At 72.5% G+C, this 22,059-nt stretch carries 18 protein-coding genes and 1 tRNA gene; 13 read left to right on the forward strand and 6 right to left on the reverse strand.

What is annotated here, in order from left to right:
- Positions 1–38: 38 nt before the first annotated feature.
- A complete protein-coding gene (locus AB0J08_RS00600; protein ID WP_360624498.1) occupies positions 39–908 on the reverse strand; it encodes a GGDEF domain-containing protein in 870 nt (289 codons plus the stop codon).
- 60 nt (positions 909–968) lie between these two features.
- Between AB0J08_RS00600 and AB0J08_RS00605 the strand changes: the two genes are divergently transcribed.
- Entirely contained in the window at positions 969–1,556 is a 588-nt protein-coding gene (locus AB0J08_RS00605) for a 5-formyltetrahydrofolate cyclo-ligase (RefSeq protein ID WP_360624501.1), read from the forward strand.
- Between the two features lie 76 nt (positions 1,557–1,632).
- Here AB0J08_RS00605 and AB0J08_RS00610 read toward each other — a convergent pair whose 3' ends face one another.
- On the reverse strand, positions 1,633–4,362 hold the full coding sequence (locus AB0J08_RS00610) for a penicillin acylase family protein (RefSeq protein WP_360624504.1): 2,730 nt from the start codon (positions 4,360–4,362) through the stop codon (positions 1,633–1,635).
- Positions 4,363–4,665: 303 nt separating this feature from the next.
- Here AB0J08_RS00610 and AB0J08_RS00615 point away from each other — a divergent pair, with 303 nt between their 5' ends.
- The 5 genes from AB0J08_RS00615 to mscL all read left to right on the forward strand — a co-directional run bounded on the left by AB0J08_RS00615 (position 4,666) and on the right by mscL (position 9,493).
- Entirely contained in the window at positions 4,666–6,150 is a 1,485-nt protein-coding gene (locus tag AB0J08_RS00615; protein WP_360624507.1) for a potassium/proton antiporter, read from the forward strand.
- A gap of 427 nt (positions 6,151–6,577) precedes the next feature.
- Entirely contained in the window at positions 6,578–7,843 is a 1,266-nt protein-coding gene (locus AB0J08_RS00620; RefSeq protein ID WP_360625146.1) for an MFS transporter, read from the forward strand.
- A 232-nt stretch (positions 7,844–8,075) separates the two neighbouring features.
- The gene (locus AB0J08_RS00625) at positions 8,076–8,396 is read left to right on the forward strand and encodes an FmdB family zinc ribbon protein (protein WP_360624510.1); all 321 of its coding nucleotides are present in this window, start codon (positions 8,076–8,078) and stop codon (positions 8,394–8,396) included.
- Between the two features lie 363 nt (positions 8,397–8,759).
- Positions 8,760–9,044 (forward strand): hypothetical protein, encoded by a 285-nt coding sequence (locus AB0J08_RS00630; protein WP_360624513.1) that lies wholly within the window; start codon positions 8,760–8,762, stop codon positions 9,042–9,044.
- Positions 9,045–9,073: 29 nt separating this feature from the next.
- On the forward strand, positions 9,074–9,493 hold the full coding sequence (gene mscL / locus AB0J08_RS00635) for a large conductance mechanosensitive channel protein MscL (RefSeq protein ID WP_360624516.1): 420 nt from the start codon (positions 9,074–9,076) through the stop codon (positions 9,491–9,493).
- A gap of 12 nt (positions 9,494–9,505) precedes the next feature.
- On the opposite strand, the gene AB0J08_RS00640 is transcribed toward mscL, so the two are convergent.
- Both AB0J08_RS00640 and AB0J08_RS00645 read right to left on the reverse strand, forming a co-directional pair.
- Positions 9,506–9,775: a hypothetical protein gene (locus AB0J08_RS00640; RefSeq protein WP_360624519.1), complete on the reverse strand. Its 270-nt coding sequence runs from the start codon at positions 9,773–9,775 to the stop codon at positions 9,506–9,508.
- A 184-nt stretch (positions 9,776–9,959) separates the two neighbouring features.
- Positions 9,960–10,931 carry a sigma-70 family RNA polymerase sigma factor gene (locus AB0J08_RS00645; protein ID WP_360624522.1) on the reverse strand — a complete coding sequence of 324 codons (972 nt, stop codon included), beginning with the start codon at positions 10,929–10,931 and terminating at the stop codon, positions 9,960–9,962.
- Positions 10,932–11,434: 503 nt separating this feature from the next.
- On the opposite strand from AB0J08_RS00645, the gene AB0J08_RS00650 reads away from it, so the two are divergent.
- Together AB0J08_RS00650 and AB0J08_RS00655 are read left to right on the forward strand one after the other, a co-directional pair.
- Entirely contained in the window at positions 11,435–12,253 is an 819-nt protein-coding gene (locus AB0J08_RS00650; RefSeq protein ID WP_360624525.1) for a phosphatase PAP2 family protein, read from the forward strand.
- A 105-nt stretch (positions 12,254–12,358) separates the two neighbouring features.
- Positions 12,359–13,237, forward strand: a complete 879-nt coding sequence (locus AB0J08_RS00655) for a carbon-nitrogen hydrolase family protein (RefSeq protein WP_360624529.1) — start codon at positions 12,359–12,361, stop codon at positions 13,235–13,237.
- A gap of 440 nt (positions 13,238–13,677) precedes the next feature.
- Here the strand turns inward: AB0J08_RS00655 and AB0J08_RS00660 are convergent.
- Positions 13,678–13,750: transfer RNA gene (locus AB0J08_RS00660), tRNA-Arg, on the reverse strand.
- Between the two features lie 349 nt (positions 13,751–14,099).
- On the opposite strand from AB0J08_RS00660, the gene AB0J08_RS00665 reads away from it, so the two are divergent.
- Complete coding sequence (locus tag AB0J08_RS00665; RefSeq protein ID WP_360624532.1) at positions 14,100–15,641, forward strand: glycosyltransferase family 39 protein; 1,542 nt, start codon at positions 14,100–14,102, stop codon at positions 15,639–15,641.
- A gap of 178 nt (positions 15,642–15,819) precedes the next feature.
- Positions 15,820–16,788 carry a YhjD/YihY/BrkB family envelope integrity protein gene (locus AB0J08_RS00670; RefSeq protein ID WP_360624535.1) on the forward strand — a complete coding sequence of 323 codons (969 nt, stop codon included), beginning with the start codon at positions 15,820–15,822 and terminating at the stop codon, positions 16,786–16,788.
- Positions 16,789–16,869: 81 nt separating this feature from the next.
- Here the strand turns inward: AB0J08_RS00670 and AB0J08_RS00675 are convergent, their stop codons facing one another.
- Positions 16,870–19,248, reverse strand: coding sequence for a D-alanyl-D-alanine carboxypeptidase (locus AB0J08_RS00675; protein ID WP_360624538.1), 2,379 nt, complete (start codon positions 19,246–19,248; stop codon positions 16,870–16,872).
- Between the two features lie 298 nt (positions 19,249–19,546).
- Here AB0J08_RS00675 and AB0J08_RS00680 point away from each other — a divergent pair, with 298 nt between their 5' ends.
- From AB0J08_RS00680 to AB0J08_RS00690, 3 genes are all read left to right on the forward strand, one after another.
- A complete protein-coding gene (locus AB0J08_RS00680) occupies positions 19,547–20,299 on the forward strand; it encodes a GPP34 family phosphoprotein (protein WP_360624541.1) in 753 nt (250 codons plus the stop codon).
- Between the two features lie 637 nt (positions 20,300–20,936).
- Positions 20,937–21,800: a helix-turn-helix transcriptional regulator gene (locus AB0J08_RS00685; RefSeq protein ID WP_360624544.1), complete on the forward strand. Its 864-nt coding sequence runs from the start codon at positions 20,937–20,939 to the stop codon at positions 21,798–21,800.
- Positions 21,797–22,006 (forward strand): DUF397 domain-containing protein, encoded by a 210-nt coding sequence (locus AB0J08_RS00690; protein WP_360624547.1) that lies wholly within the window; start codon positions 21,797–21,799, stop codon positions 22,004–22,006. The genes AB0J08_RS00685 and AB0J08_RS00690 overlap by 4 nt, the downstream gene beginning before the upstream one ends.
- Positions 22,007–22,059 lie beyond the last annotated feature (53 nt).

Genomic DNA, 22,059 nt, shown 5'->3' on the forward strand with positions numbered 1-22,059 from the left:
TAAGGCATGTTTTCGCCCGGCCGAGCGCGGTTGACCGGCTATGACAGCACGTCGCTGGGCCCGGCCATGGTGGCAGGCAAAGGGGAAATGCCGGGTGAGGTGAGGGGGTCCTCCCCGGCACAGGGCGACAGACTACCCGGCTTTTCCGAACGGTCACGCTCGGCATCGGAGCCGTCGAGTGGCCGGGAGGAGGCGGCTGCGCGCCAGCAGTCCCCGCCGGCCGCGCGGGCCTCGGTCAGGGCCCGGTCGGCGGCCCGGAGCAGGACGGCGGCGTGGGTGCCGTCGGTGGGCAGCACGGCGAGGCCCGCGGCGGCGGTCAGTCCGTTGCCGTTCGCACGGCGGCCCTCGCGCGGGCCGGAGGACCAGTCCAGCAGCAGGTGGCGGCGGACCGACCAGACCAGCCGTTCGGCGACGTGGGCCGCGCCCTCGGCGCCGGTGTCCGGCAGCACCACCAGGAACTCCTCGCCGCTGTACCGCCCGAGGGTGTCGGAGCGGCGGATCTCCATGCCGAGCCGCTGGGCGAGGTCGCGCAGTATCGCGTTGGCCCGGGCCCGGCCGTGCTCGGCGATGACCGCGTCGAAGCCGGTGATGTCCAGCAGCAGGACGGCCAGTGGGTGGGGGCCCTCCTGCTGGTCGGCCTGCTCGGCACGGCGGGCGCGCTCGATCTCCCGGTCCAGGGTGAGCTGCAGGTGGCGGTAGTTCCAGACCCCGGTGACCGGGTCGCAGGAGGCGGTGCGCTCCAGCTCGGCGCAGCGGGCCTCCAGCTCGCCGACCTGCTCTCGCAGCCGAGCCTCGCGGTCGGCGGCGGCGCCGTCGGCCCGGCGCAGTCGGAGCCCGAGCACGGCGGCACCGGCCAGCGCGGGTGCGCTCAGCGCGGCCAGGGCCTGGACCAGTAGCGGGGTCGACATCGGGGCGCCTTCCGCATGTCAGGCTCTGGGCGTCACGGGCACAGAGCTGTGGAGGATCCCATGCACAACGAGAAGAGCGCGCTGAGGACACGGCTGCTGGCCGAACGGCGTGCGCTGGCGGCGCAGGAGCGGGAGCAGGCGGCGCACGCGCTGGCCGGGCACGCCGGGGAGCTGGCCGCGCCGGGCGCCACGGTGGCCGCGTACGTGTCGGTCGGCGCCGAGCCGGGCACTCGCCCGCTGCTGGACGCCCTGCTGGCACGCGGCGTCCGGGTCCTGCTGCCGGTCCTGCTGGCCGACAACGACCTGGACTGGGCCGCGTACCAGGGGCCGCAGGCGCTGGCACCGGCCGGGCGCGGGCTGCTGGAGCCGGTCGGCGGGCGACTCGGACCGGAGGCCGTGACGACGGCGTCGCTGGTCCTGCTGCCCGGCCTGGCGGTGGACCGGCGCGGACTGCGGCTGGGCCGCGGCGGCGGCTCGTACGACCGGGTGCTGGCCCGGCTCGGACGGGCCGGGGCGCGCCCGCTGCTGGCGGTGCTGCTCTACGAGCACGAGCTGCTGGAGAGCGTGCCGGCCGAGCCGCACGACCTGCCGGTGGACGTCGCCCTCACCCCGTCCGGGCTGCACCGGCTGGGCCGGCCACCGCGGTGAGCACGGCCCGCCGTGACGGCGGCGGCCCCGCGCCCCGGAATCCGGGGAGCGGGGCCGCCGTACGGACCGGGCCCGGTCAGCCGGTGGTCAGCACCAGCTTGTTCTTGGCCGACTTCTCGACCGCGTCGGGCGAATAGGACCAGGTCAGCAGCTTGCCCTTGAGCCACAGGTCGGTCTGGTCGTTGTAGTTGGGGTGGAACGCGTGACCGGAGGCGCCGCCGACGTTGATCCAGCGCGACGCGTCGAAGTCGCTCAGGTCGACGACCATCCGCATCGACGGGATCCAGTCCACCTCGTAGCCGGCCGCCGCGTTCCAGCCCGCCGCGTCGACCGCCCCCGAGCCGCCGGAGAGGCGGTACGGGCCGCGGTTGAGCAGCCGCTGGACGGCGCCGGAGGCGAGCGAGGAGTCGTCGCTGCCCATGGTCTGTTCGCGCAGCGTCAGCTTGTGCAGACGGCCCCAGCTCCAGGTGGAGACGTCCTTGCTGAGCAGCGCGGTGAGGTCCTGACGGGCATTCTTCATTGCCTCGGCGAGCAGGTTGTCGAGGCCCTTCTGCTCGTGGTGCTGCGAGTCGATGTACGTCCACCAGCCGCTGTCGGGCTTCTCCAGCTGCTGGCGCACCACCTCGGTCCAGCGGTCGCCGCCGTCCGGCTGGGCCTTGCCCGGGTCACGGGTGCCGCACTCGGTGACGATCTGGGTGCTGCTGTCCGGCTTGGTCGGATCGGTCTGCCGGCGGACCAGCAGGCAGTTGTCCTCCGCGCGCAGATCGGCCGGGAACTTCTGGCCGAAGGAGAGGCTGAGCACCTGGCGCCAGACGCCGTTGTAGTAGGCGGCCGCTGCCGAGTCGGCGTCCTGGTGGTAGTTCCAGTCCTTCAGCAGGTCCTGCGCCTCGCGGACGTACGGGTCGTCGATCTGCACCTTGAGCAGCAACGGGACCAGGGTCCTGGCGAGGACGCTGGTGTTGTCGAGCTGCATCCCCTGCATGTCGTCCGGCGAGATCTTGCCGTTGTTCTTGAGCTTGGCGTCGATCTGCTCGGTGATCTCCTTGGCCCGGGTGCCGTACTCCCAGTCCTTGGTCAGCAGGTACTTGTACGACGGGTCGACCACGGCCTGGTTGGCGGTGACGATGTAGCCGACGGCCGGGTTGAAGCTGTACGGCAGGGCGGTGAAGGGGATGGAGCCCTTCCACTGGTAGGCCGAGTCCCAGCCGGGGGCCGGGTAGCTGCCGTCGCCGCCCTTGCCGCGCACCGGGATGGTGCCGGGGGCCTGGTAGCCGATGTTCTTGGCGTCGGCGTAGATCAGGTTCTGGGCGGGGACGGCGAAGTCCTTGGCGGCGGCCCGGAAGTCGTCCCAGCCCTTGGCGCGGTCCAGCGTGAAGACCGCGTCCATGGTCTTGCCCGGGTCGAGCGCCGTCCACTGCAGGGCGACGCCGTAGCCGGTGGTCGAGCGGTCCGGGGCGGAGGTGCCGTTCGGGGCGTACTTGCCGACGTTCTGCTGCTCGGTGCTCTGGTCGGAGATCAGCGGCGCGCCGGTCTGCGTGGTGCGGACGGTGATGGTGCGGTCCTCGCCGCCGGCCACCTTGATGGTCTCCTTGCGCAGGTTGAACTTCACCTCCTTGCCGTCCACCAGGTAGGTGTCCGGGCCGGTGACCTTCTCCAGGTAGAGGTCGGTGACGTCGGCGCCGAGGTTGGTGAAGCCCCAGGCGATGTCCTTGTTGTGGCCGATCATCACGCCCGGCATGCCGGCGAAGGTGAAGCCCGAGACGTCGTACTGGCAGGCGGCCGAGACGGTCCGGCAGTGCAGGCCCATCTGGTACCAGACGGAGGGCAGACCGGGGCCGAGGTGCGGGTCGTTGGCCAGCAGCGGCTTGCCGGTGGTGGTGTGCGTGCCGGCGACCACCCAGGAGTTGGAGCCGATGCCCTGGCCCTGTCGGCCGAGCAGCTGCGGCATCGCGTCGATCCGGTCGGTGACGTCCTTGAGCATCGCCTTGGTCGCGGCCGCGCCCTGGGCGGTGGCCGCGCCGGTGCCGCCGGCGGCGCCCGCCGGCGGCGCGGAGCCGTCCGCCGGGCGGTAGGTCTCGCCGGCCACGGTGCCGGTCTTCACGATCGTGCCGTTGCGCGCGTACGGGTACTCCGGGTACAGCTCGGCGATCTTCTCCGGGCTGAAGTCCTGGGCGAGCAGCGAGCGGTCGATCTCCTCCTGGAGGTTCCCGGAGAGGTTCCAGGCCATCGCCTTCAGCCAGGACACCGAGTCGACCGGGGTCCACTGCTCGGGCTTGTAGTCGCCGTTCGCGACCCCGAGCAGCGCGTACTCCAGCGAGGCGCTCGCGCCGCCGGGGTGCTCGCCCAGCCAGGCGTTGACGCCCTCGGCGTAGGCCTGCAGGTACTTCTTGGTCTCGGGCGACAGCTGGGAGTCGAACTCCTTCTGCGCCACGTCACGCCAGCCCATGGTGCGGATGAAGGAGTCGGTCTCGACCTGGCTGTCGCCGAACATCTCGGAGAGCCGGCCCGCGGTGATGTGCCGTCGGACGTCCATCTCCCAGAACCGGTCCTGGGCCTGGACGTATCCCTGGGCGCGGAAGAGGTCCTCCGAGGTGTCCGCGTAGAGCTGGGGGATGCCGTTGGCATCCCGCTTCACGTCGACCGGCGCGCTCAGGCCCGCCACCTTGACGCTGCCGTCGACCTCCGGGAAGGACGCGCGGACCGCGGCCACCCCCCGGTAGCCGCCGTAGCCGGCGCCGGCCACCAGCAGCACGACCAGCACGATCACGATCAGACGGGCGCGCCGGAACTTCTTCGAGCGGGGCATCTGGGTCCTTGCGGTCCTCGACTGGGGGGCGGGCGGGCATGTCCAGGGCACTCGGCCATGACAGGGCACCACATTAGGCCGACTCGCCTGGCGGGCGTGCACGGGGGACGCTCACGGTGGGATCGGACGAGGTCAGCGAAGGGTAGGGAGGGGCCCATGTGAGCAGCGAAACTAAAGATATGGCAAAATGTTAGACTGAGTAACGATCCGCTAGGGGAGCAATCTCCCTGGCCGGTCGGCTCCCTCCGGCCTCACCGCCGCCAGACACCCCGCCCGCCCCCAGCCTGCCCGAGGTGCCCCTGCGTGAATGTCGACCACCTGAACCAGCTGCTCCTCGAGTTCTCCGTGATCCTGCTGGTCGCGGTGGTCGCCGTGCGCTTCTCGACCCGGTCCGGGCTGCCCAGCCTGTTGATCTACCTCGGCATCGGCGTCGCACTCGGCCAGAACGGCCTCGGCTTCGCCTTCAACAACGCCGCGCTGACCCAGGTGATCGGCTACGCCGCACTGGTCGTCATCCTGGCCGAGGGCGGCCTCAAGACGAGCTGGCGCGAGGTCAGACCCGTGATGCCGGCGGCCACCGTGCTCGCCACGGTCGGCGTCGGGATAAGCGTCTTCGTGACCGCCGCCGGCGCGCACTGGCTGGTCGGCCTGGACTGGCGGACCTCCATGCTGCTCGGGGCGATCGTCTCCTCGACCGATGCGGCTGCCGTCTTCTCCGTCCTGCGGATGGTGCCGCTGCCGCACCGGCTGACCGGACTGCTGGAGGCCGAGTCCGGCTTCAACGACGCACCCGTGGTCATCCTGGTCGTCGCCTTCGCCACCACCGGCGAGCTGGACTCCTGGTACGTCCTGATCGGCACGATCATCGCGGAGCTGGCGATCGGCGCGGCGGTCGGCTACACGGTCGGCAGGCTCGGCGCGTTCGGGATCAAGCACGTCGCACTGCCGTCCTCCGGCCTCTACCCGATCGCCGTCCTCGCGCTCACCGTGCTCGCCTACGCCGGCGGCGCGCTGCTGCACGGCTCCGGCTTCCTCGCCGTCTACATCAGCGCGGTCATCCTGGGGAACGCCAAACTGCCGCACGGCCCGGCGGTCCGCGGCTTCGCCGACGGCCTGGCCTGGATCGGGCAGATCGGCATGTTCGTGCTGCTCGGCCTGCTCTGCACGCCTGAGACCATGGGCTCGGCCGTGGTGCCCGCGCTGGTGATCGGCGCCGTGCTGGTCTTCCTGGCCAGACCGCTGTCGGTGGTGCTCACGCTCACGCCCTTCAAGCTTCCCGGCCGCGAACAGGCACTGCTCAGCTGGGCCGGGCTGCGCGGGGCGGTGCCGATCGTGCTGGCCACCATCCCGATGGTGTCGAACGCGCCGATGGCCCAGGACGTCTTCAACATCGTCTTCATCCTGGTCGTGGTCTTCACCCTGCTCCAGGGCCCGACCCTGCCCTGGGTCGCCAAGTGGCTGAGGGTCTCCGAGGGCTCGATGGGCCAGGACCTCGGCATCGAGTCCGCCCCCCTGGAGAAGCTGCACGGGCACCTGCTGTCGGTGGCCCTGTCGCCGACCTCCAGGATGTCCGGCGTGGAGATCGGCGAACTGCGGCTGCCCGCCGGCGCGGCGGTGACCCTGGTGGTCCGGGACGGGAGCAGCTTCGTCCCGGACAAGGCCACCGTGCTGCGCGGCGGGGACGAGCTGCTGGTCGTCACGACGGACGAGGTGAGCGAGGCCGCAGAGCGGCGGCTGCGGGCCGTGGACAAGGGCGGCAAGCTCGCAGGCTGGCTGTACGGCAGGTGACCACGGGCGCTTCACCCAGGTTCACCCGCCATCGGCGGGACAGATGGGGATGTCCTCTGTATTGTGGAGAAAGCGCGCCATCTACGCGCGTATACGCATGACGATTGAGACACCCCAGCATCTGTCTGAAGCAGAGTTGGCGCGACCGCTCGGCGGCCGCGGCCCTGATCTCGGCAACCACGCCGAGCCGGCCCGGTAACTACCCCGGTCGACGCGCGAGAGGACGACTCTCGGCGCCGTCGGGGCCACCCCATGCCCCTTCCGCGCTACCAGGCAGCAGGAAGGACCGACCGTGACGGCCCGCCGAACGGTCGACAACACCGCGGACACCCGCGCTGCCCTGGCCACGGCCACCCACCCCGACACCGGGCCGGGCACCGAGGCCGCCACCGACCGGGGCGCACCCGCCCGCGTCGGATACGGCGCACTGCTGCGCACCCCCGGGGCCTGGACGTTCCTCGCCCCCGCCTTCGCCGCGCGGCTCCCGTACGCGATGCTCAGCCTGGGCATCGTCCTGCTGGTCCTGGACACCCACGGCTCGTACGGCACGGCCGGCAGCGTCGCGGCGGTCTCGGCCGTCGCCCAGGCCTTCGTCGGGCCGCAGACCGGCCGGCTGGCCGACCGCTACGGCCAGGCCGCCGTACTCGTCCCGAGCGTGATCGTGCACGCGGTCTCGGTCGGCGCGCTGATCGCACTGGCCCTGGGCCACGCCCCGGTCTGGTCCCTCTTCCTCGCCGCCGCCCCGGCCGGCGCCAGCGTGCCGCAGGTCGGCGCGATGGTCCGCTCCCGCTGGGTCGCCAAGCTCACCACGGAGAGCACGGAGGCTCCCGCCGTCTCAGCCGCGAAGCTGAACACCGCGTTCGCCTTCGAGTCGGTGACGGACGAGTTCACCTTCGTGATCGGCCCGGTTCTCGCCGGCGTCATCGCCACCTCGCTCAACCCCTCCGCCGGGCTGATCGCCGAGGCCGCGCTGACCGTGGCCGGCGGGCTCGCCTTCGCCGCCCAGCGGCGCACCGCCCCGGCCAGGCACCCGCACCAGCCCGGCGTCCGCCGCGTCTCCGCGCTCGCCTCCCCCGGCGTCCGGCTGCTGGCCGGCGCGTTCCTGGGCGTCGGCACCGTCTTCGGCGCGATGCAGGTCTCGGTGACCGCCTTCACCGAGTCGGTCGGCCAGCCCGGGGCCAGCGGCACCGTGTACGGGATCTTCGCCGGCGGCTCGATGCTGGCCGGCGTGCTGTACGGCATGGTCGCCTGGCGGCGAGCCGCCCGGCACCGGATGCTCGCCAGCTACGCGCTGCTGGTCCTGGGCTGCTCGACGCTCTGGGCGATGCCCAACCTGGTCGCGCTGTCCGTCGCCGGGCTGGTCTGCGGTCTGGCCATCGCGCCGACGCTGATCACCGGCTACACCCTGGTCGAGACGCTGGTCGCGGCCGGCGCCAAGACCGAGGCCTTCACCTGGCTGACCGGTGCCATCGGGCTGGGCCTGGCGGCCGGGTCCACGGTGGCCGGGCGGCTGATCGACGGGCACGGGCCCTCGGCCGGGTTCCTGGTGCCGATGGCCGGTGCCGGACTGGGCCTGGTCGCGCTGGTCGCGCTGCGGCACCTGCTGGTGGCGCCGGGTACGCCGAGCACGGTGGTCGCGTCCGCCGGCGAGCGGGGTGCGGCGCCGCAACTGGTCGGGGCGGTCAAGGGCTGAGGCGCGGGGGCGCGGTGCCGGGTGGGTTCGGGTTCGGGTTCGGGTTCGGCTCGGTGCCGGGGGGCTGCTGGTCCGGCCAGTGCCCCGCCGGGGTGCGGGCCCGGGGCGGGAACGGACACTTCGGCGCGCCCCCGACTCATCTCACATTCGAGTCGCTGGACTGATCCAGCGGAATGCCGCATCATTGACCATCGTTAGCACTCATCAGGCGAGAGTGCCAGGAGGAAGACAAGTGCCCACGTACCAGTACCAGTGCACCGAGTGCGGCAACGGCCTGGAGGCGGTGCAGAAGTTCACCGACGAGGCGCTGACCACGTGCCCCAACTGCCAGGGACGACTCCGCAAGGTCTTCTCGGCCGTGGGTGTGGTCTTCAAGGGTTCCGGCTTCTACCGGACCGACAGCCGTTCGTCGTCCAGCAGCTCGGTGGGCACCGGTTCCTCGGCACCGGCCTCGGGCTCGGCCTCCTCGAGCTCGTCCTCGTCTGCGGCCTCGTCCTCGGGCGGCTCGGCCCCCGCGGCGAGCCCGGCTCCGGCGGCGAAGCCCGCCGGCTGAGTCCAGACTTCGGAAGGCCCGTGGGCCCGCGCCACCGCGCGGACCACGGGCCTTCCGCCTGCCCGGGCACGGGTGGGGCCCGGCGCTCGCGGCGGCCGGCGGCTGGCGACCTGCGACGGTCTGACCGCTTGGGGGCCGGCGCTGCTCGGGGTGCCTGCGCACCGCGGCGGGGCGTCCACCGGGTGCGGCCGTCAGCCGAGCGCAGGCCGATTGCCCCGTACGGGCGTACGAAGTTGTCCACAGGGCCGAGTTGTCCACAGGCCTGGGGAAAGGGCTTTCGCCGAACTCGCGAGCCGCCCAGAGTGTGCGTCGAAGAGCCGGACCGCTTCTCGGGCCGGCCCCCTGCGACCACCGGCGGTGCCCATGTCGACCACGAGCCTCCCCCTGCCGTTCCCGCTGCCGCTCCCCGCTCCGGCCGTCCCACCGCGGCAGGAGGTGCCCTCGTTCCCGCCGATCCGGCGTGGCGGCGGCCGCCTCCACCGGCTCCGTCGGGCCGTCCGGCACCGGGTCGCCGCGCCCGCCCTGCTCCTGCTCGTGCTGGCGGCCGTGCTGGCCTTCGGGCCCACGCGGGCGGGCCTGTCCCCGCCGGGCGCCGCGTCGGTGGGCCGGACGGGTTGTCAATCAGGCAGCATCGAAGATCACCCGTAACGGGACAACGACTTCGTCGTTCACGCGGCATGAAAGGCTTCAAGCAATTCCTGCTGCGTGGCAATGTGGTCGAACTCGCCGTCGCCGTCGTCATCGGCGCGGCCTTCACCGCCGTCATCAACGCCTTCGTCAAGGGCGTGATCAACCCGATCGTCGGCGCCTTCGGGGCCAAGGACCTCTCGTCCTACAGCTCCTGCCTCAAGGGCCCCTGCGAGGTGAGCGCGACCGGCGAGGTCACGACCGGCATCCTCATCCTGTGGGGCTCGGTGCTGAGCGCCCTCCTGCAGTTCGTGATCACCGCGGCCGTCGTCTACTTCTGCCTGATCTTGCCGATGACAAGGTACGCCGCCAGGCGCAAGAGCCTCGCCGAGATTCAGTCGGACGCCGAGGCCAAGGAGGTCCTCCTGCTCACCGAAATCCGCGACGCGCTGGTCGTGCAGCAGCGCTGAGCGCCGTCCCCGTCAGTCGCCGTGGTGCGGCGGGCGCTGGCTCAGGTACCAGTCCAGTCCCCGTACACCGCCCTCCCCCGCTCCCGGGCGCCCGCCCCAGCCCGCGTCGGTGTCGTCGCGGGACTGCTGGTCCAGCGGGTCCCGGAAGACCAGCCGGGCCTTCGCCGCCGCCTCGGTACCGCCCCTCGCTGCCTTGGCGTCGCCCGCCGTCGTCACGGCCTCCGCAGCGTCCGCCCTGTCCTGCCCATCCGTACTGTCCTGCCCGGGCTGCTGCTCGCTCACCGGCCCGCCTCCGTCTCGCACGTCGTCCACTCCTCAAGCCTAGAAGCTTCCCGCCCCGGTGCCGCCCGTCCACCCGGGAACGCGCCTGGGCCCCGGTGCGGAGAGTCCGCACTGGGGCCCGCGGCAGTGGCCGCCACCACCGTCACCGGCGACGCCGTGGTGATCGACCCACGGCCGGGAGGCGTCAGGCGGCCTCGAAGCCCGCGTGGTCGGCGATCCGCTTCAGCTCGGCCAACGCATGCTTCTCGATCTGGCGGATCCGCTCACGCGTCAGCCCGTGCTGCTTGCCGACCTCGGTGAGCGTCCGCTCGCGGCCGTCCTCCATCCCGTACCGCGACCGGATGATCGAGGCCGTCCGGTCGTCCAGGCGCCCGATCAGGCCGTCCAGCTCCTCGCGGCGGAGCATGACCATGACGGCGTCCTCCGGGGACGTCGCCCCGGTGTCCTCGACCAGGTCGCCGAACTGGGTCTCGCCCTCGTCGTCGACCGACATGTTGAGGCTCACCGGGTCACGCGCCCAGTCCAGCACGTCCTTGATCCGCGCCTCGGTGGTGTCCAGCTCGGCTGCGATCTCGGCCGGCTCGGGCTCGCGGCCCAGTTCCTTGGACTTCTCGCGCTGGACCCGCCGGATCCGGCCCAGCTCCTCGACCAGGTGGACGGGCAGCCGGATGGTGCGCGACTGGTCGGCGATGGACCGGGTGATCGCCTGCCGGATCCACCAGGTGGCATAGGTGGAGAACTTGAAGCCCTTGGCGTAGTCGAACTTCTCGACCGCACGCACCAGGCCGGCGTTGCCCTCCTGGATGAGGTCCAGCAGAGGGAGACCGCTGCGCGGGTAACGCCGAGCGACGGCGACCACGAGCCGGAGATTGGAGCGGATGAAGACGTCCTTGGCACGCTCGGCGTCCTCGGCTATCGCCTCCAGCTCCTCGCGCTTGACGCCCTTGGGGAGCTCCGCCTCGTCCAGCAGGTGCCGGGCGTACACGCCTGCCTCGATCCGCAGCGAGAGCTCGACCTCCTCGGCGGCATCGAGCAGGGGCGTCCTGGCGATCTCGTCGAGGTACATGCCGACCAGGTCACGGTCGGCCTCAAGGTTGGTCGGGCGGGCCGCGCGAGTCCGGTCGGCCCTGTCGCGAACGACGGCACGGGTGGCCATGCTTGCTCCCTTTGCTGGTATTGCCGAGCTCTGCCTGCCTGCCCCCGAGAGGGCAAGAATGCGGGCCCCGAGGGGCTCACACGTAACGATCCAACGAACAGATTCCGGACAACATTCCCAAGTCGCTCAGATTCTTCCAGCGATGCAGTATCCTGCCGGATTTCACCGCGATCCTGGACGGAGGGTGACCACTGCGGCACCACAGGTGTCGGCCGGGCGACCGATCCGGAGCGACCGCCGACACCGGGCGACACTTGAAGGGGGCCACGCCCGCCCTCGCGGAGCCGCCGGCCCACCTCTTTGCACACTCTTCACTCTTCTGAACCCGCCGACAGCCGCCCGCGTTCCCGAGTCGCCCGGCCCGATCGGCACCCCCCGGCCCACCCGCACGTCGAAGCCGCCCGCGCTCGCGCCCCGGCGCACGCAGGTTCTCCGCACAAAAGATGCCAAATCGCTATCGGCCCGGCGTCCGATCAGCACAACGCACTGGGAAGGTGTCAGCCATGTACCTGACCAACAGCTCGCCCTCCCTCACCCCGCGTAGTCGCCATCTGCTCCGGCACACGGCGCTCGCGGCGGGCTGTGCCGCGCTGTTCGCCGCCCTGGCCACCCTGGTGCAGACCGCCTGGTCTCCGCTCGCCGGCCTGGACCAGGGGTGGATCGACAGCATGCACAGCGACGCCCGGGGCCGAAGAGTCTGGGTCGCCTCGGTGCAGATGCTCTCCGACATCGGCGGCACGATCACCATGCGTGCGCTGCTCGGCGTGGCCGCGGTCTGGCTCTGGCTGATCGGAGCACGGGTGCTGGCCTGCTGGACAGCGGCACAGACCCTGGTCGGCTGGGGCCTCCTGTGGGCACTGAAGCTCTCCTTCGACCGCCCGCGGCCGCACTTCACCGACCCGGTCGCGCACGCCGGCGGCCCGGCCTTCCCCTCCGGACACGCGATGGCCTCCGCGATCACCTGCGCCGTCCTGGTCGGGCTGGTCTGGCACCGGACCTCACGCGGCGGACGGATCGCCGCCTGTTCGGTCGCCGCGCTGACGGTGCTGACGGTCGGCTGGACCAGGATCGCCCTCGGTGTCCACTGGCCGAGCGACGTACTGGGCGGCTGGCTGGCCGCCGGGGTCGTCCTGGGTGCGGTCACCGTCGCCGTCGAACTGCGCCGGCCCGGCGCGCTGGCCCGGGACATCCGACGGGTCAACTGGCGGACCAGGCCGAGGGTCCAGCGCGTCCTGGCCTCCCCGGTCGTCCCGGTCACCGCGGCACTGTACGACCCGGCCTTCGAAGAGGCCGGCGACCGCCCGGACGACGCGGTCCACTGACGCGAGACGCCGAGAGGGCCGGCCGGAGCACCTCGACGCCCGGGAGGGCCAAAACCGCGGCCCCGGCCCCTTCAGGTCCACCAGGCACCCCCTAGCCTGGCCGCCATGCCGCTTCCTTCGACGCCCGACCGCCCCGCCGCCTCTCCCGACCACCCGGACCGACCGCTGAGGATCGCCGCGGCCCAGGCCCAGGCCGTGGCCGGGGACATCCCCGCCAACGTCGCGACCGTCGCCGAACTGATCCGCGAGGCCGCCTCGGCCGGGGCCCGCCTGGTGCTCTTCGCCGAGAAGTTCCTGTCCGGCTACGAACCCGAGCTGATCCGGACCGACCCCCTCAAGTACGCCGTCCAGCCCGGCGATCCCCGGCTCGGGCCGATCGCCGACGCCTGCCGGGAGAGCGGCACCGCCGCCGTCGTCGGCGCGGCCGTGCGGGACGCCGACGGCGAACTTCGGATCTCCGCCCTGGTCTTCGGCCCGGACGGCACCGTCGTCACCCGGTACGACAAGCAGTACCTCTTCAAGAGCGAACGGGACACCTACCGTCCCGGCGACACCGGTTGCACCCTTCAACTCGACGGCTGGCGGCTCGGCCTGGGCATCTGCTACGACTCCGGCTTCCCCGAGCACGCCCGCGCGGCCGCCCTCGACGGCTGCCACGCCTACCTGGTCGGCGCCCTGTTCAGCGTGGGCCACGGCCACCACGAGTCGCGCACCTGGTTCCCGGCCCGCGCGCTCGACAACACCGTCTACACGGTGCTGGCCAACCACATCGGCGCCACCGGGAACTGGCAGACCTGCGGCGCCAGCGCCGTCTGGTCCCCCGACGGCCGCCTCCTGGCCGAGGCCGGCCCGGACCGGCGCGAACTGGTCGTCGTCGACCTCGACCCCGAGGTGCTGCGCGCGACCCGCAAGGCCGAGAGCCTGCTCGCCGACCTCGCCATCCGGCCGCCCACCACCTCACGCGGCCGACACGCCCTCGGTTGAGCACACCCCAGGTCGGGGGCGACCGACCGTGCGCCCCCGACCACGGGAACTCCCGACCACGGCGGCCCGCCACGCCGCCCGCGCGCGCCGGGTCGGCCGCGATCACCGACGTGCTGCGGCCGCCGACCTCCACAGGGGCCGAGCGGACGGGGTCGCTCCTCGGTCAACCCGGCCCGACCGGCCGTGACGTGCCGTCAGGAGCATGATCGAGCAGAGGGCGGACAGCAGGTCGCCCCCATCGGCGGGATGCGGCTTCACGCGGTCGCGGCCTTTGCCGGCCTCAGGTCCGATCACGGGGGGCCGCAGCGGCCCCCGCACGAGAGCCCGCGACGACGGCCGACGCACCGGGAACCGCGCCCCGGCCGCCCGGTGGAGTGCGCGGCAACGCCGCAGGCCCTCCACCCGGATGGATGGAGGGCCTGCGGGCTGCGCGTTCGTTGTGCCCCAGGCAGGATTCGAACCTGCGACACCGGCTTTAGGAGAGCCGTGCTCTATCCCCTGAGCTACTGAGGCGGGGTCGTTCGCGGTCGGGCGGCGCGCGTGGTGCGAGGAGCACCGGCCGACCGCTGACAGCCTAGCGGATCGGGACGTGGCCACGCCGGGTCGGGCCGTGGGTCGGGTGGAGCCGTCGACCGGGACGGGGCCGGCGGTGGCGCGGCCGCGAGCCGTGGGGAGTCCGCGTGCGAATGGTGCACGAGTAGGTGGGATCATGGGAAGGATGCCGATGGTGCCCGGCGACGGGGCGTCACATCCTGCTCCAGTAGCCTGGAGCGAACCGGCGTTCCGGCGTGGCGCGTTGGCATCCGCGCCGGCCCCGGCACGCCTGCAACAACGCATCACCGCAAGGACGAGGCGCTTCACCATGACATCAGCCGGCCGGCGGCACCCGGCCTTCCGGGCCCTGGGACAGGTGTGGCTCTGGCCGGCGCTGGCGATGCTCTGCGTCGGCGGCTACCGGCTCGGAACGCCCGAGCTGTGGCGGGACGAGGTGGCGACCTGGACGGTGGCCACCCGCTCGCTCGGCGATCTGCTCGGATTGCTCGGCCACATCGACGCCAGCAACGGCGCGTACTACCTGCTGATGCACGTCTGGACCTCGGTGTTCGGCGATTCCGCGATCGCGCTGCGACTGCCCTCCGTGCTGGCGATGGCCGGCGCGGCCGCGTTCGTGGCGCTCACCGCGCAGCGGTTGTTCGGCGGCCGGGTGGCGGCGGTCGGCGGCGGGCTGCTGTTCACCGCGGTGCCGCTGGTCTCGCGGTACGCGCAGGAGGCCCGCTCGTACGCCCTGGTGACCTGCGCGGTCGCGGCGGCCACCTGGTTGCTGCTGCGCGCGCTGGAACGACCGGGGCTGCGGCGCTGGGCTCCGTACTGCATGGCGATGGCGGTGGCGGGCGTCGGCCATCTGATCTCGTTCGCGACGCTGGCCGGACAGCTGGCCGTGGTGCTGCTGCACCTGTGGCGGACCCGCGGAGCCGTGGAGCGGCGACTGCTCTGGCAGTACCCACTGGCCGTGCTGGTCGCGGCACTGCCGGTGCTCCCGGTGGTGCTGCTGGGCAGCCGGCAGTCCGGGCGCCAGCTGGGCTGGATCGGCACGCCGACCTTCTACCAGCTGCGGCACTTCGGGGAGCCGCTGTTCGGCTCGGCCGGCGTGTTCCACACCTTCGTCCTGCTGGGCCTGCTCGCGCTGGTACTGCCCGGGCGCCGGCTGCCCTCGCTCCAACTGCTGCTGCTCGCGGTGCTGCCGGTGGTCGGCGTCTGGCTGGTGTCGCGCGGCAGCACCTCGTACTTCGTCGACCGGTACCTGCTCTTCACGGTGCCGGCCTGGGCGGCGCTGGCCGGCGGCGGGGTGCAGGCGGTCTACACGACGGTCGCGGCGGCCGCGCGGCGCAGCCGGACGCCACGGCAGGTGCGGGCCGCGGGCGCGCTGCTGGCCGTCGGGCTGATCGCGGTGCCCGCCCTGGTCGCGCTGCCCAAGCAGTCCTCCGTGCGGCACCCGGGCGCGCACTCCCTCTCCCGCGAGCCGTACCGGGCGGCGGCCGATCTGATCACGGCCGGGTACCGGCCCGGGGACGGGCTGGCGACCCCGCTCGGCGACCAGAGCTGGGCGATGGTCGAGCAGGGTGTCTCCTTCTACCTGCCCGATGCCGTCCGACCGTACCCGGTCTTCGTCGAGCGCAGCGCCGTCGAGGCGCAGGACCTCTTCCCGACCACCTGTCCGCAGCTGGTCGCGTGCCTGGGACAGGGGCAGCGGGCCTGGCTGCTCGTCCTGGGGGACACCGCCGAGCCGCTGACCGCCATGCCCCCGGAACAGGCGCAGGCTCTCCGGGCCAGGTACGGCCCGCCCGACCGGGTGACGCCGCTCGGCGGGGTGACGCTCGCCCTGCTGGACGGCACCACCGGCTGAGCCGGGTCGGCGGCTTACCCGGTCCGGCAGCGCCCGGCCGTGCGCCCGATCCACGCCACGGCGGCAGCGGTCCGCCCGGATGCGGCCGTCCGGCGGGCGGGTGACCATGGAACACGGTGACAGGGCGCCTCCGGCAGCCCACCTGTCCACGGTCGGGAGATGCCCCAGGAGGACGCCTGTGAGCGAGCACCCGGCCGGGCGGGTGGCCCGGCTGAAGGAGCGGTCGGCAGAGCTGGGCCGACTCGCGCGCGAGTTGCCCGAGCACGTACCGCTGGTGGGCCGGGCGCTCGGCCAGGTGCTGCGGGTGAACCTCCTGGACTGCGCGACCCGGCTGGCCGCCCAGGCGTTCCTGAGCGCGCTGCCCGCGCTCTTCGTGGTGGCGGTGTTCACCCCGGCCGCGATCCGGGAGGGCCTGGTGCGCTCGCTGCGCAAGGAACTGGGGCTGGAGGGCGCGGCGCAGCAGTCGGTGCAGCAGGTGCTGCAGACCAGCCATGACCAGGAGACCACCATCGGCGCGGTCGGCGCGCTGGTGACGGTGGTCTCGGCGACGGCGCTGAGCCGGGCGATGCAACGGGTCTGCGAACGTTGCTGGGAGCTGCCCAAGTCGGGGTCGCGGGTGGCGGCCTGGCGCTGGCTGGTCTGGCTGGCGGTGTGGCTGGTCTGCCTGGTGTTCCAGACGCCGGTACGGGACGGCTTCGGTCTGGGCGCCTGGCTGGGGGTGCCGCTGACCTTCCTCAACGCCACGGCGCTCTGGTGGTGGACGCAGCACCTGCTGCTGGTCGGCCGGGTGCGCTGGCTGCCGCTGCTGCCGGGGGCGCTGCTCTGCGGGGCGGTGGTGACGGGGCTGGCGATCGCCTCGCGGATCTACCTGCCGCACGCGATGGGGCACAGCGTGACGCAGTTCGGGCCGTACGGGGTGGTCTTCACCGGTCTCTCCTGGCTGATCGTGATGTTCACCGGGCTGACGCTGGCGATCGCGCTGGGCCGGGTGGTGTCGGAGGAGGAGACGGTCGCGCACTGGCTGGGTTCCCGTACCGAGCCGGGCGTCTGGGGCGGTGCCCGGCTCAGCAGGGAGGAGGCGGGCGGGGCGGACGAGGACGGGAACGGCACGGACGGGGAGGGTGCGACCGGCTCCCGGGCCGGCTGACGCGCATCGGCGGGGGAACCGGTGACCGGTTCCCCCGCCGATGGGTTGCTCAGGGTTCCGCGCGCGGGGCGGACGTGCGGGTCAGAGCATCCGGGTCAGCCTGGACAGGATGGACGGCGGAGCCAGATCGGCCTGGAGGACTACCGGGACCTCGACCTTGTTGTCGCCCGCGCCCACGCTCAGCACGCCTACCTGGGTGCCGGCCGTGGCCGTGTGACCGATCTTCGCCGGGTCCAGGGTGAGGGTCCCGCTGATGCCGGGGAAGCCGGCAGCGGTGAGCTCCTTGGCGGCGACGACCGGGACGGTGCCGCCGAGCCCGTCGTCGATCCGGCCGACGACGTCGCCCTGCTTCGCGAGGGTCTGACCGGTCAGCCCGTTCTGGGCGGCCTGGATCTGCTTGGCGCTGACGTTCTGGACCACCTTGAGGATGCTGGGCTCGGCGGTGGTCGCCGGCTGGCCCAGGGTGACGCCGAGGATGAGTCGCTTCACCCCACCGATCTCCTTGTACGCGGCCCACATCAGGCAGCCGCCGGCCGGAGTGCTGGAGCCGGTCTTGACGCCGATGATGCCGTTCTTCGGGGAGATCAGGGTGTTGGTGTTGGAGATCTTCTGGTTGTTGAAGGTGGTGTCCGGGGTCGAGACGATCTGCCGGAAGATCGCGTCCTGCATCACCTGCTCGGCCAGCTTCAGCTGGTCCTTGGCGGTGCTCTTGGTGTCCGGGCTGAAGCCGGCCGGGTCGGTGTAGGTGGTGTTGGCCATGCCGAACTTGGCGGCGGTGTCGTTCATCTTCTTGACGAACGCGTCCTCCGAACCGGCGTCCCAGCGGGCCAGCAGCCGGGCCACGTTGTTGGCCGACGGCAGCATCAGCAGCTCCAGCGCCTCGTACTGGGTGAGCTGCTGGCCCTCGGTGAGGGTGACCCTGGACTCATCGACGTTGCCGGACTCCTGGGCGGCCTGCTTGTCGACGGTGATCTTCGGGCCGCCCTCCCCCTTCTTGAGCGGGTGCGACTGGAGGATCAGGTAGGCGTTCATGACCTTGGTGACACTGGCGATCGAGGCCGGTGTCTCCGGGCCGGAGCTGCCGAGGCTGCCGACACCGACCACCTCGGCGGCCGACTGGCCCTTGGCCGGCCAGGCCAGGTCGAGCGGGTCGCCGCCGAAGCTGAAGCTGCCCGGGGCGGTCAGCTTCACCCGGGCGTCCGGCAGCGGGCGGAGCAGCTGGGCGGCCACCACCGCGCCGAGGACGACGGCCAGGAAGACCGTCCAGATGGTGATCCGCTTGAGCGCGCGGCGCAGCGGGGAGACGGGGCGCGCGTTGAGCGCCGCCAGCACCTGCATCGCCTCGGCCGTCGTCTCCGGAGCGGGCGCCTGCTCGGGGGCGGGCAGCGGCTCGGGGGAGGGCAGCGGCTCGGGCCTCGGCAGCGGCGGCGTGGGCGGCAGCGGCCGAGGGTCGGGGGTGGGGAGCGGCTCGGGAGCCGGCGTGGGCGCCGGCTTCGGGGCCGGTTTCGGGGCCGGCGCCGGCTCCGGTTCGGGCGCCGGCTCCGGTTCGGGGACGGGCCGGGGCTCCGGGTGCGGCTCGGGAACCGGCTCGGGCACGGTGCCCGAGCCGGGTGACCGCAGGGTCCGGGGCTTCTCCAGCTTCTCGGCCGGCCCGGGCTGCCCGGCCCCGTCCGTGGGCTGCGCCGGCTTCGACGGCTCGGGAGCCTTCGACGGCTCGGGAGTCTTGGGCGCCCCAGGAGCCTTGGGCGGCTCGGGGCTGCTCGGTCCCGCGGTGCCCTTCGGCTCCTCGACGGGCTCGGCCGGCTCGGCGGGCTCTACAGGCTTGGTGGGTTCGGCAGGCTTGGTGGGTTCGGCAGGCGCCGCAGGCTCGGCCGTGGGCTTCCCGGAGCCCGCGACGCCCGTCCGCATGGCGAGACGTGGGTCGGGGCCGGTCGGGCGCTCGGGCGTTCCGGTGGGGGCATCGGCCGACGGCTCCACCACGGGATTGCCCTGCCCGACGGCCGCGTCCGCCGGGGAGCGGAGTTCCTCGGGCAGTCGCAGCGCAGTGGTCGCGTTGTCCACGGGGAGGCGGAGCATGGTGGTCCTGGTGTCCACATCCCGGACGCGGAGCTGGACGGTGGATCCCGCCCTGGCACCGCCTGCGGCCGCTGCCGTCGCACCGGCGGCATCGGCGTCAGCATCGGCATCGGCATCCGCAGCGGCAGGCTCGGCGGAAGCAGTGGTCGGCCCGGGAGCGGCGTCCGAGGCGGCGTCGGCACCGGCCTCCGAGGCGCCCGCAGGGCCCCCGGGCGCGTCGGCGCCGGCCTCGGCGTCCGGCGCAGCGGCGTCGGCGTCCTGCGGCCCGGCCGGTTCCGCGGCCGCCGTCGTCGCAGCGGCATCGGTGACGGAACCGCCCCGTTCCTCGCCCCGCCCCTGCCTCCGCTCGCCGTCCCGCAGCACCCTGTCGGGGGACTCGCCCACGTAACCCAGCCTCCTCAACGCCCGGCGGGGCATCGGCAGACCCGATTTCGGGAAGCCGACGCCCCGCCCCGTGTACCTGTACAGTCTCCGCCACCGGCGACCGTTCCGGCCGCCCACACCCCGCCCGACCGGCGCGTATTGCCGCCGCACGGCCGCACTGCGGTCTGTTCACCGGTCAGACGCCGGGCCCGCCTTCGCCGGTTCCCCACCGCCTCCGCAAGGTCACGATTCGGAGGCGTACTCGACAAGCCCGTGTGAGAGGCGTCACGCTGTCATTCATCCACGCGGGGAGGCTTGGATGGGCAAGAGCCGCAGAACTGTTCCCGAGGAACTCTTGCTGCTCGCTTTGGACCCGACCACGGGTACCACGGCGCAGCCGCAGACCCTCGACCTCGGACTCGCCGGGGCCCAGCTCGTCGAGCTGTCCCTGGCCGGACGGATCGTCCCGGAGGGCGATCGGATCGCCGTGGTGCTACCACGGCCGACAGGCGACCCGACCCTGGACCACGCACTCGAACTGCTGCGCCGACGCGGCAGTCCGGTTCGCGCGGCGCACTGGATCGGCGGGCCCCGACTGGGGCTCAGGCAGACCTATCTGGCGCACCTGGAGCGGTGCGGCATGGTCACGGCCGTGCCGGGCCAGATGTGCGGCGTGTTGCCGACGACGCGTTACCAGGCGTCCGACGACTGCACCAACGCCGCGATCAAGCAGCGGCTGGACACCGCGATCCGCACCGGCGTACCGCCGGACCCGCGGACCGCCGCCCTGGCCGCCCTGGCTCATTCGGTGGGCCTGGGCAAGCATCTGTACCCGGGTAACGAGGGACGGTCCTCGCGGTCACGGCTGCGCGACCTGATCCGTTACGACCCGCTGGGCGGGATGGTCGCGCACGCCGTGTTGGACGTGCAGAACGGCCTGCCGACGCAGCAGAATCGTTCACCCCAGAGCGGTGGCGGCGCTCCGGCCGGCGCGGACCGGCCCGGCCCGCGTGCGGCGGGTCGCAGCGGGAGCGGCGGCCGGATCGCGGCGCCCCGCGTCGGCGTCCGCTGACACCGACCCGCCACAGGCCGGGCACCGCCGACGGCCGCACGACAGCACCCTCCGCACGGCCGCACCTTCCGACAGCACCAACCGCATTCCACTGCACTGCACTGCACCAACCGCGCAGCTGCACCGCGCCGGGTTCCCGGGCGCGGCCGGGGCACCGCCCGGGCCCCGCCGAGCCGGGGCAGCGTACGGGACGGCGCACGCCGCACCGCTCGCGCCGCCACCCGGCGGTGAGCAACCAGCAGGAAGAAGGGGCGGTCGCCCGCGACGGAAGTCGCCGGACGGCCGCCCCTCCGCCGTCCCCGCAGACCCGGTCAGGGCTCCGCGGAGCCCTGACCGGGTCTGCCCGAGCACGTGCCACCAGCACATGTACGGGCGCCCGACGCACCCGTACGACCCACTGCACCGCCATCGCAGCACTACCGGATCGAGCCGCATCGCCGCCTTACCACTCGGGGACGCCCGCTGTCTCGCCGAAGCGCTTTTCCGACGATGTGTTCTACTGCGCTCCTGTGATTCCCCGGCGCCGACCTGATCCAAGGTGACATGCTGCTCCAAGTCAGGGGGGTTGGTCCCAATTTCCACTGTGTTCCGAGGACTGCCGTTCCAACGATCACCAGAGGTCCGGCCGGAGGTCGACGTGTCCGCGAACATCAATCCCACCGTGCGCCGCAGGCGCCTGGGCTCCGAACTCCGCAAGCTGCGCGAGGGCCTGGCCATGACGGCGGAGGAGGTGGCCGGCCGGCTGATGGTCTCCCAGTCGAAGATCAGCCGGCTGGAGAACGGGCGCCGCAGCATCAGCCAGCGCGACGTGCGCGACCTCTGCGATGTCTACAACGTGACCGACGAGTCCATGCGGGCCAGCCTGATGGAGATGGCCCGGGAGTCCCGCCAGCGCGGGTGGTGGCACGACTTCAACGACATGCCGACCCCGTACAGCGTCTACATCGGTCTGGAGGCCGAGGCCTCCTCGATCCGCGCCTACGAGTCCTCTTTCGTCCCCGGGCTGCTGCAGACCGAGCTGTATGCCCAGGCCGTGGTCGAGGGCACCCAGCCGGACACGGACGCGCTCTCCGTCCAGCGGCGGGTGCAGGTCCGGATGAAGCGCCAGGACCGCGTCAACGGCGAGAATCAGCTGGGCAGTCTCTGGACCGTCATAGACGAGGCGGTCCTGCGCCGCGAGGTCGGCAACCGGTCGGTGATGGCCGATCAGCTGAAGCACATGCTGGAACTGAGCCAGCGCCCGAACATCACGATCCAGGTGATCCCGTTCTCCCACGGCGCCCACCCCGGCATGACCGGGACATTCTCCCTGCTGGAGTTCCCCGAGTCAGCCGATTCGACGGTTGTCTACTTCGAAGGGGTGACGAGCGATCTCTACCTGGAGAAGGACGCCGACGTGCGCCGCTATACCAGTCTCTACGACCACCTGCGGGCAGCGGCGCTCGGGGTGGCCGAGAGCCGGTCACTGATAGCCACGATTGAAGAGGGATACCACGCATGAGCACCACCTTCGAGAACGGGACGACCTGGCGGAAGAGCACCCACAGCGGCGGCAACGGCGCCTGTGTGGAGATCGCCACGCCGGTTGCGGACGCCGTCGCGGTACGGGATTCCAAGGACCCGCAAGGCCCGCAGCTGAACTTCTCGGCCGAGGCCTGGAAGGCGTTCGCCATCGATGCCGGAGCAGGGGTGTTCGGCGGCTTCTGAGCCGTCGCACCGTTCTCGGCGCAGTTGCCCGTAGCGGTGTCCGCCGCCCTCCC

The sequence above is a fragment of the Kitasatospora sp. NPDC050463 genome (genome assembly GCF_040655255.1).
Taxonomy (GTDB): Bacteria; Actinomycetota; Actinomycetes; order Streptomycetales; family Streptomycetaceae; genus Kitasatospora.

Excerpts from the sequence above, each read along its gene's own strand:
- AB0J08_RS00610 (WP_360624504.1), bottom strand. The coding sequence starts at position 4,362 with ATGCCCCGCTCGAAGAAGTTCCGGCGCGCCCGTCTGATCGTGATCGTG.
- mscL (WP_360624516.1), top strand. The coding sequence starts at position 9,074 with ATGAAAGGCTTCAAGCAATTCCTGCTGCGTGGCAATGTGGTCGAACTC.
- AB0J08_RS00650 (WP_360624525.1), top strand. The coding sequence starts at position 11,435 with ATGTACCTGACCAACAGCTCGCCCTCCCTCACCCCGCGTAGTCGCCAT.
- AB0J08_RS00600 (WP_360624498.1), bottom strand. The coding sequence starts at position 908 with ATGTCGACCCCGCTACTGGTCCAGGCCCTGGCCGCGCTGAGCGCACCC.
- AB0J08_RS00690 (WP_360624547.1), top strand. The coding sequence starts at position 21,797 with ATGAGCACCACCTTCGAGAACGGGACGACCTGGCGGAAGAGCACCCAC.
- AB0J08_RS00630 (WP_360624513.1), top strand. The coding sequence starts at position 8,760 with ATGTCGACCACGAGCCTCCCCCTGCCGTTCCCGCTGCCGCTCCCCGCT.
- AB0J08_RS00605 (WP_360624501.1), top strand. The coding sequence starts at position 969 with ATGCACAACGAGAAGAGCGCGCTGAGGACACGGCTGCTGGCCGAACGG.
- AB0J08_RS00680 (WP_360624541.1), top strand. The coding sequence starts at position 19,547 with ATGGGCAAGAGCCGCAGAACTGTTCCCGAGGAACTCTTGCTGCTCGCT.
- AB0J08_RS00655 (WP_360624529.1), top strand. The coding sequence starts at position 12,359 with ATGCCGCTTCCTTCGACGCCCGACCGCCCCGCCGCCTCTCCCGACCAC.
- AB0J08_RS00645 (WP_360624522.1), bottom strand. The coding sequence starts at position 10,931 with ATGGCCACCCGTGCCGTCGTTCGCGACAGGGCCGACCGGACTCGCGCG.
- AB0J08_RS00665 (WP_360624532.1), top strand. The coding sequence starts at position 14,100 with ATGACATCAGCCGGCCGGCGGCACCCGGCCTTCCGGGCCCTGGGACAG.